This window comes from Micromonospora sp. NPDC051196 (assembly GCF_040682415.1).
Lineage (GTDB): Bacteria > Actinomycetota > Actinomycetes > Mycobacteriales > Micromonosporaceae > Micromonospora.
This window is the reverse complement of record NZ_JBFBAY010000037.1, coordinates 1-9,165: the sequence shown is the minus strand read 5'-3', so window position 1 is coordinate 9,165 and position 9,165 is coordinate 1. Positions and strand designations below refer to the sequence as shown.

Below are 9,165 nucleotides of genomic sequence, written 5' to 3'. Positions count from 1 at the left end.
TTGATGTCGGTGCGGTGGTGCCGGCCGGGCCGGTCGTGGATTTACCTACTTACGCGTTCGACCGGCAGCGGTACTGGCTCACCCGAGAACCCGCCACCGCCGATGTCACCGGCGCAGGCCTTGCTGTCGTCGACCACGGACTGCTGACCGCCGCCCTTGACATCGGCGGGACCGGCGCACTCGTGCTGTCCGGTCGGCTTTCCGCCGCCGTACAGCCTTGGCTCAGCGATCACGGCGTCGACCGGGCCACGATCCTGCCGATGAGTGGCTTCGCCGAGTTGGTCATGCGGGCCGGTGACGAGGTCGGTTGCGCACGGGTCGACGAACTGACCGTGCAGACGCCGCTGCGGCTCGACCCGCGCAAGCCGGTTGACGTGCAGGTGCTCGTCGAGGCCGCCGACGCCGCCGGCCGCCGACCCGTCGCCGTCTTCGCGCGTAGCGGTGTCGAGCAGGTGTGGACGCGCCATGCGCAGGGCGTGATCCGGCCTGGCGTGCAGATGCGCGAGGAGGCCGCCGCCGATCCGGCGTTTGCCGCCCTGGCCGCCTGGCCGCCGGAAGGCGCCGACCTGCTGCCCGACCCGTATGCCGAACTGGCCGCCCGTGGCTACCGCTTCGGGCCGGCGTTCCAGGGCCTGCGAGCCGCGTGGCGCCGGGGCGACGAGATGTTCGCCGAGGTGGCGCTGCCCGAGGCGGCCCGCGCGGACCTCGATCAGTACACCCTGCACCCGGCCCTGCTCGACGCCGCAGCCCACGCGTTGTTGCTCGACGGCGGCGAGGCGCTTCGGTTGCCATCGGCGGCTGCGGGCGTCACCGTCTTCGCGTCCGGCGCCGATCACGTGCGCGTACACCTGCGGTGGGAAGGCCGGGACGCGGCGCGGATGGCGCTGGCCGACGGCGCCGGACAACCCGTCGCCGTCATCGAGGCCCTGCAGCTGACAACGCCTGCCCTCGGCACCACCCCGGCCGAGGACGCGCTGTTCGGCCTCACCTGGCTGCCCGCCACGATCGACGCGAAGAGCGACGCCCGGTGGGCGGTCATCGGCGACGGACGGTCCGGCATCCCCACCCCGGCCGAGGCGGAACAGCACGCCGACCTGGCCGCCTTCCTCGCCGCGTTGCGCGCCGAATCCACCGACGCGGGCGTCGTGCTGCTACCGGTGGCCGCCGACGGCATCGGCGACGTCGCCCACCAGGCCCGCGAAGTCGCCGGGCGGTTGCTGGCCGCGTTGCGTACCTGGTTGGCCGACGAACACGCCGAGCGGTGCCGCCTGATCGTGCTCACCTCCGCCGCCGACCTGGCCGCCTCGGTCGTCTGGGGACTGGTACGCACCGCGCAGACCGAGCACCCGGGTCGGTTGACGCTCATCGACCTCGACCCGGACGCCAGCGGCGAACCCGACTGGCCACAACTGCTCGCCACGACTGAGGAGCCACAGCTCGCGGTCCGTGGTGATCGTGTGCTCGTGCCCCGACTGACCGTCGCCGCGGAGACCGACGAGCCGGCAGCGACGTTCGGCGCGGACGGTACGGTGCTGGTGACCGGCGGAACCGGCTTGGTCGGTGCGCACGTGGCCCGCCACCTCGTCGCCGCCGACGGCGTCCGCCACCTGGTGTTGCTCAGCCGGCGCGGCGCCGAGGCGCCCGGGGCGGCCGCGCTGCGCGACGAGCTGACCGGCCTCGGCGCACAGGTCACCGTGGTGGCCTGCGACGTCACCGATCGGGCCGCGCTGGCCGAGGTGCTCGGCGCGATCCCGGCCGATCGTCCGCTGACCGCCGTCGTGCACGCGGCCGGGGTCACGGACAACGAGATGCTGACCGCGATGACCGTCGACCAGTTGGACTCCGTCCTCGGCGCTCGCGTGATCGGTGCGATGAACCTGCACGAGCTGACCCGCGACCACGATCTGTCGGCGTTCGTGCTGTTCTCCTCGGCGGCCGGCGTGCTGGGCCCCCCGGGGCACGCCAACCTCGCCGCCGCCAGCGCCTTCCTGGACGCCCTCGCGCAGCACCGGCACGCCGCCGGGCAGCCGGCCCTCGGCATTGCCTGGGGTGCCTGGGCATCCGACGACGCGGGCCGGCTCGATGACGCCGATCGCGCCCGGCTGGCCCGGGAGGGTGCCGTTGCGGTGACCCCCGCCGACGGCCTGGCCCTGTTCGACCGTGCTCGCCGTACCCGTCAAGGTCTTGTCGTCGCCACCCCGATCGACCTGGCCGCGCTCCGGGCCCGCGCCGCTGCCGGCGTCCTGTCCCCGCTGTGGCGCAACCTGGTCACCGCGCCGGTCGGCCGGCCCAGCGCCGAGGGCGGAGAGCCTGGTTCCGCTCTGGCCCAGCAGCTGATCGGGGTACCGGAGGGCGAGCAGGGCGGCGTCATCCTGGAGCTGGTCCGTGGGCACGTGGCCGCGGTGCTGGGCTACGAGTCGTCGGCACTGATCGACCCCGATCGCGGCTTCCTCGACTCCGGGTTCGACTCGCTGACCGCCGTGGAGCTGCGCAACCGGCTGATCGTGAGCACCGGGCTGCGGCTGTCCGTGACGCTGATCTTCGACCATCCGACGCCGGCCGAGCTGGCCGCGCACCTGGAGTCGCAGGTGCGGCACACCCGGCCGTCGACCGCACCGGCGCGGACCACCCCGATCGCCCGCAACGAGCCGATCGCCATCGTGGGCATGGCCTGCCGGCTGCCCGGTGGCGTGTCGACCCCCGAGCAGCTGTGGGACCTGGTGACCGAGGGCCGGGACGCCACCTGCGACTTCCCGACCGATCGCGGGTGGCCGGACGATCTGTTCGACCCGGACCCCGAAGCGGTCGGCCGCACGTACGTGCGCCGTGGCGGCTTCCTCGACGACGTGGCCGGCTTCGACGCCGAATTCTTCGGGATCTCACCGCGCGAGGCGCTGGCCATGGACCCGCAGCAGCGGCTGCTGATGGAGGTCTCGTATGAGGTGCTGGAACGCGCCGGCCTCGATCCGGGACAGCTGCGCGGCAGCGAGACCGGAGTCTACGTCGGCGCGGGCATGTCGTTCTACATCCCCGACATGGGCCAGGTGCCGAGCAGCGTCGAAGGCTACACGCAGACCGGCAACACGCTGAGCGTGCTGTCCGGCAGGGTGGCGTACAACTTCGGCTTCGAGGGCCCGGCGATCACTGTTGACACTGCCTGTTCCTCGTCCCTCGTGGCGCTGCACCTCGCGGTGCAGGCACTGCGGCAGGGCGAGTGCTCCCTGGCACTGGCCGGCGGCGTGACCGTGCTCGCCAACCCGGGCGGCTTCGTCGAGTTCTCGCGGCAGCGCGCCCTGTCGCCGGACGGGCGGGCCAAGGCGTTCTCGGCGGAGGCCGACGGCACGAGCTGGGCCGAGGGGGTCGGCGTACTGGCACTGGAACGGCTCTCCGACGCCCAGCGGCTGGGACACAAGGTACTGGCCGTCGTACGCGGCACCGCCACCAACCAGGACGGCGCCAGCAGCGGCCTCACCGCACCCAACGGGCCCGCTCAGCAACGTGTCATCCGACAGGCGCTGGCCAACGCGGGGTTGTCGCACGAGGACGTCGACGCGGTCGAGGCACACGGCACCGGCACCAAGTTGGGCGACCCGATCGAGGCGCAGGCGCTGCTGTCCACGTACGGGCAGCGACCCGATGATCGGCCACTGTGGCTCGGGTCGCTGAAGAGCAACATCGGGCACGCGGTGGCGGCGGCCGGTGTGGCGGGCGTGATCAAGATGGTGCTCGCCCTGCAGGAGGAGACGCTGCCGCGGACGTTGCACGCCGACGAGCCGTCCCCGATGATCGACTGGTCCGCCGGTGCCGTCTCGCTGCTGACCGAACCCCAGCCATGGCAGCGATCCGCCGGCCGCTCCCGTCGAGCGGGCGTCTCGTCGTTCGGCGTCTCGGGCACCAACGCCCACGTCATCATCGAAGAAGCGCCCGCCGCACCTCCGGCCGCTGTCGCCGAGCCACCGGCGCCCCTGCTGACCAGCAGTCCGGTGGTCACCTGGCGGCTGTCCGGCGCCACGCTCGACGGGCTGCGCGCACAGGCCGCCCAGTTGCTCTCGCTCAGCGCAAGCGAATCGGATGCCGCCGCGGTCGGTCAGGCCCTGTTCGATCGGCCCGCGTTGCGGCACCGATTGGCCGTTACCGCCGGCAGCCGAGCGGAGCTGCTGGCCGGGCTGGAACACTATGTGACCACCGGTGCGCCGGACGCCAACAGCGGTGTGGGAACGGCGCTGTCCCGGCCCAGGACCGTGTTCGTCTTCCCCGGCCAGGGCTGGCAGTGGGACGGCATGGCTGCCGACCTGCTCGACACGTGCCCGGTCTTCGCCGCCACGGTCGCTGAGGCCTCGGCGCTGATCGAGCAACGTACCGGCTGGAGCGTCGTCGACATACTGCGCCAGAACCCCGATGCCCCGAACGCCGGCCGCGTCGACGTCATTCAGCCGGTGATGTTCACCGTGATGATCGGGTTGGCGCGTACCTGGATGGCGGCCGGCATCCGCCCCGACGCGGTCATCGGCCACTCCCAGGGCGAGATCGCCGCCGCCCACGTCGCCGGCGCGCTGACGTTGGAGGACGCCGTCCACATCGTCGTCACCCGGGCCGCCGCCATCACCCGCCTCGACGCTGGCGCCATGGTGTCGGTCAGCACCGCGCCGGAGGATCTCCCCGAGCACCCGGGCCTGCACATCGCCGCCGTCAACGGACCGAGCACCACCATCGTCAGCGGCGACGTGTCCGCCGCGGAGGCCCTGCTGGAGCACTGCGCCGGCAACAACATCCACGCCCGGCGTATCCCGGTCACCTACGCCAGCCACTCGCCGCACGTCGAAGCCATCCGCGAGCACCTGCAGGAGGCGCTGACCGGGATCAGCCCCCGGTCGGGAGACATCCCGTTGATCTCGACGCTCACCGGCGCCGTCATCGACACCGCGGAGATGGACTGCACCTACTGGTACGAGAATCTGCGGCAGCCCGTCCAGTTCCACACCGCGACGAGCGTGGCGCTGGCCGCCGGGCACAACACGTTCATCGAGATCAGCGCCCACCCGGTGCTCCAGCCGGCGATCACCCAGACGACCGACACGCACCCTCAGCCGACCGCGACGCTTCCGACGCTGGTACGCAACATCCACAACACGAGCCAGCTCCACAAGAGCCTCACCCACGCTTGGCTCACGGGACTTGCGCCGGTCCACCCGTGTCCGCACCCGCACGCCGCCGATCTGCCCACCTACCGCTTCCACCACCAGCGCTTCTGGCTCAGCCAGACGCGGACAGCCGCAGCGGAGGCCACGATCCACCCGCTGCTGTCCGCGGCCGTGCCCGTGGCGACCGATGGCTCGACCGTGCTCTCCGGTCACCTGTCCCTCAAGCGCCATCCGTGGCTGGCCGATCATGCGGTGGCCGGCACCGTGCTGCTTCCGGGCACCGGCTTCGTCGAACTGGTGATCCGGGCCGGCGACGAGGTCGGCTGCTCGCATCTGGAAGAGCTCGTCGTCCAGGCGCCGCTGATCGTCGACCGGTACGACGGCACCGACATCCAGATCGTAATCTCGCCGGCCGACGACTCAGGACGGTGCACGGCCATCGTCTACTCCCGGCGTCCTGCCGATCCGATGTGGACACAACACGTCGAGGCGACCCTCACCGCACAGGAGCTCATGCGGGAAGAGGCCGCACCCATGTTCGCGGCCATGCGCGCCTGGCCGCCCGCCGCTGCGGAGCAGATCCCGATCGACGACCTGTACCGCTCACTGGAAGAGCGCGGCTACGGCTACGGGCCGACGTTCCAGGGGCTGCGGGCCGTCTGGCGGCGCGACGGCGACGTGTACGCGGAGATCGCGCTGCCCGAGGACGTGCAGGAGACCGCGGCCGGCTTCGGGCTGCATCCCGCGATCCTCGACGCGGCCGCGCATGCGATCCCGTTCGGCGGCTTCCTACCGGCCGAGGGCGTCTGGCTACCGTTCTCCTGGACCGGCGTGACGCTCTACGCCGCCGGGGCCGATCGTGTCCGGGTACGGCTCAGCCAGGGCGACGGACCCGACAGCGTACGCATGCTCGTCGCCGATGCCTCCGGTGCGCCCGTGGCCACGATCGACGCCATGCGCGCCCGCCCGGTGGACCCGGCGGCGCTACGGTCCGGCGGCGCCGACGAGGTCGACAGCCTGCTGACGGTCTCGTGGTCCCCCGTGGCGCCGGCCGCCGCACCGGCCGGCACGTCGCCGGCCGTGCTCGGTACGCTGCCCGGTCTACCCGCATCGTTCCGGCAGCACGCCGACCTCGACGCTCTGATCGCGGCGGTGGAGGCCGGCGCGGCCGCACCTACCGACGTGCTGCTGCCGGTGTCCGGCGGCGCCGGTGAGATGGTGGCCTCGGCGATAGACATCGCGACTGGCCTGCTGGCGACCGTGCAGCGGTGGCTGGCCTGCGAGGCGCTCGCCTCGTCCCGGCTTGTGGTGGTTACTCGCGGTGCGATCGGAGTGACCGGCGGCGCGGAGGATCTGGGCGCGTCAGTGGTGTGGGGCATGATGCGGACGGCCCAGACCGAGGAGCCGGACCGGTTCGTACTCTGCGACCTCGACCCCGCGGGCAGCGCCGTGGATTGGCCGGCCCTGATCGGGGCGTCGCAGACCGAGCCGCAGCTCGCGGTCCGTGACGGCAACCTGGTCGCGCCGCGGTTGGTGCACGCGGCCCGGGTGGGTGACCGCATCGCCGGCACGAGCGGCTTCGGCGCCGGCACGGACTGGCGCATCGGTGCCACCGGCGGCGGCTCCATCGAATCGGTCGGCAGGATCCCCAACCCCCTGGCGACCCAGCCGTTGGAGCCGGGGCAGGTTCGGATCGGCGTACGGGCGGCGGGTTTGAACTTTTTCGACATCGCCACCGCGCTGGGCCTGGTCGACATGGCCGACGGGATGGGCGCCGAGGGCGCGGGCGTCATCACCGAGGTCGGACCGGAGGTCACCGGGTGGCAGGTCGGTGACCGGGTGCTGGGTGCGTTCCCGAACGCGTTCGCCCCGCTCACGATCGCCGACGCGCGGATGATCACGACGATCCCGGACGGGTGGAGCTACACCGAGGCGGCTTCCGTGCCGGCGGCGTTCCTGACGGCCTGCTACGCGCTGCACGACCTGGCGGGCGTACAGCCGGGCGAGAACGTGCTGATCCACGCGGCGACCGGCGGTGTGGGCATGGCGGCCGTGCAACTGGCCACCCACCTCGGGGCAACGGTCTATGCCACCGCCAGCCCCGCGAAATGGCCGGTACTGCGGGAGATGGGCATCCCCGAGGAGCGGATCGCCTCGTCGCGCAGCATCGACTTCGCCGCGGCCTTCCCCGCCATGGACGTCGTCCTCGGGTCGCTGTCCGGCGAACTGGTCGACGCCTCGATCGGACTGCTCAAGCCCGGGGGCCGCTACCGCGAGATGGGCAAGACCGACATCCGCGACGCGGCCGATCATCCGGCCATCAGCTACCAGGCGTTCGACCTCAAGGAGGCCGGACCCGTACGCATCGGCGAGATGCTACGCCATCTCGTCGACCTGCTCACCCGCGGCGAGCTGCACACCCTGCCGGCCCGGGTCTGGTCGCTCGCCGACCTTCGACACGCGCTGCGGCACATGAGCCAGGCGCGGCACACCGGCAAGAACGTCATCGAGATCCCGGTGCCGGTCGACCCGAACGGAACCACCGTCATCACCGGCGGCACCGGCACGATCGGCGCCCTGATCGCCGGTCACCTGGCCGAGCAGGGGCACGCCCGTCGACTGCTGCTGCTTTCCCGCCGAGGACCCGACGCGGCGGGTGCCGACGAGCTGCACGCCCGGCTCACCGAGCTGGGGGCGAAGGTCACCATCACGGCCTGTGACACCAGCGACCCGGAATCTCTCACCGGCGTCCTGGACGCCATCCCCGCCGAGTACCCGCTCACGGCGGTCATCCACGCCGTCGGCGTGCTGCAGGACGCCACGATCACCACCCTCACCCGGCAGCAGATGGTCGACGTGTTGACGACGAAGATCGCCGGTGCGGCGACCCTGCACCGCTACACACAGGACCGTGAGCTGGGCGCATTCGTGCTGTTCTCCAGCGCAGGCAGCATCCTCGGTAGCCCCGGGCAGGCCAACTACACGGCCGCCAACACGTTCCTCGACGCGCTCGCGACCCATCGGCGGCCGGCGACGAGCATCGCCTGGGGGCTGTGGGCCCAGGCCAGCGGCATGACCGCGCACCTGTCCCAGGCCGACATCACCCGGATGAACCGCACGGCGATCAGCCCGATGGCGACCCCGCACGGCCTGGAACTGTTCGACCACAGTCACCAGATGCCGCACGCCCTGCAGCTCGCGGCGCCGCTGAACACCGCGTACATTCCCGACCACCCGATCTTCGCCCTGTTGCGGCCGACCACGGGCCGCCACCGCCCGACAGCCGGCACCGGCGCGGCCAACGCGGCCGACCTCGCCGGGCAGCTCGCGCAGCTGACCGGCGAGCAGCAGCGGCAGCATCTGCTCCAGCTGGTCCAGAGCCACACCGCGGCCGTGCTCGCCCAAGCCAACCCGGCCGCGATCGGAGCCCACCAGGGCTTCCTCGACCAGGGGCTGGACAGCCTGACCGCCATCGAGCTGCGTAACCGGCTCAACACCGCCACGGGGCTCCGGCTGCCGGCCACCACGATCTTCGACCACCCGACCCCGCACGCCCTCACTGAGCACCTCATCGCGAAGCTGGCACCTGCGTCGTCGTCCTCGTCGACCGCGCCGGACGCCGAACCGGGCGAGGTGGAGATCCGTGCACTGCTCGCCGGCATCCCGCTGGCCCAGCTGAAGGATGCCGGGCTCATGCGTCCCCTCATGCGGCTGGCCGGCGTCGCCGACGCCGAGACCGACGAAGAGGACGACGACCTCATCGACACGCTCTCGGTGGAGGACCTGGTCCAGGCCGCCCTCGGCGACGTTTCCTGACTCGACAAAAGGCGAAGACTATGACTGCAACGAATGCTGACGTCGTACGGGCGCTGCGGGCTTCGGTGAAAGAGAACGAACGGCTTCAGCGGCAGAACCGGGAGATGCTGGCTGCGGCGCGTGAGCCGATTGCGATTGTGGGTATGGCGTGTCGGTATCCGGGTGGTGTGTCGAGTCCTGAGCAGTTGTGGGATTTGGTGGTGTCGGG

General features: G+C 71.8%; 2 protein-coding genes. Both read left to right on the top strand.

The genetic code is table 11. The features are described from left to right. Window positions 1-17 precede the first annotated feature (17 nt). The gene (locus tag AB0M35_RS28935; protein WP_363749368.1) at window positions 18-8,957 is read left to right on the top strand and encodes an SDR family NAD(P)-dependent oxidoreductase; all 8,940 of its coding nucleotides are present in this window, start codon (window positions 18-20) and stop codon (window positions 8,955-8,957) included. Window positions 8,958-8,977: 20 nt separating this feature from the next. Then, the coding region (locus tag AB0M35_RS28930) for a polyketide synthase docking domain-containing protein (protein WP_363749366.1) at window positions 8,978-9,165 on the top strand (188 nt) is incomplete at its 3' end.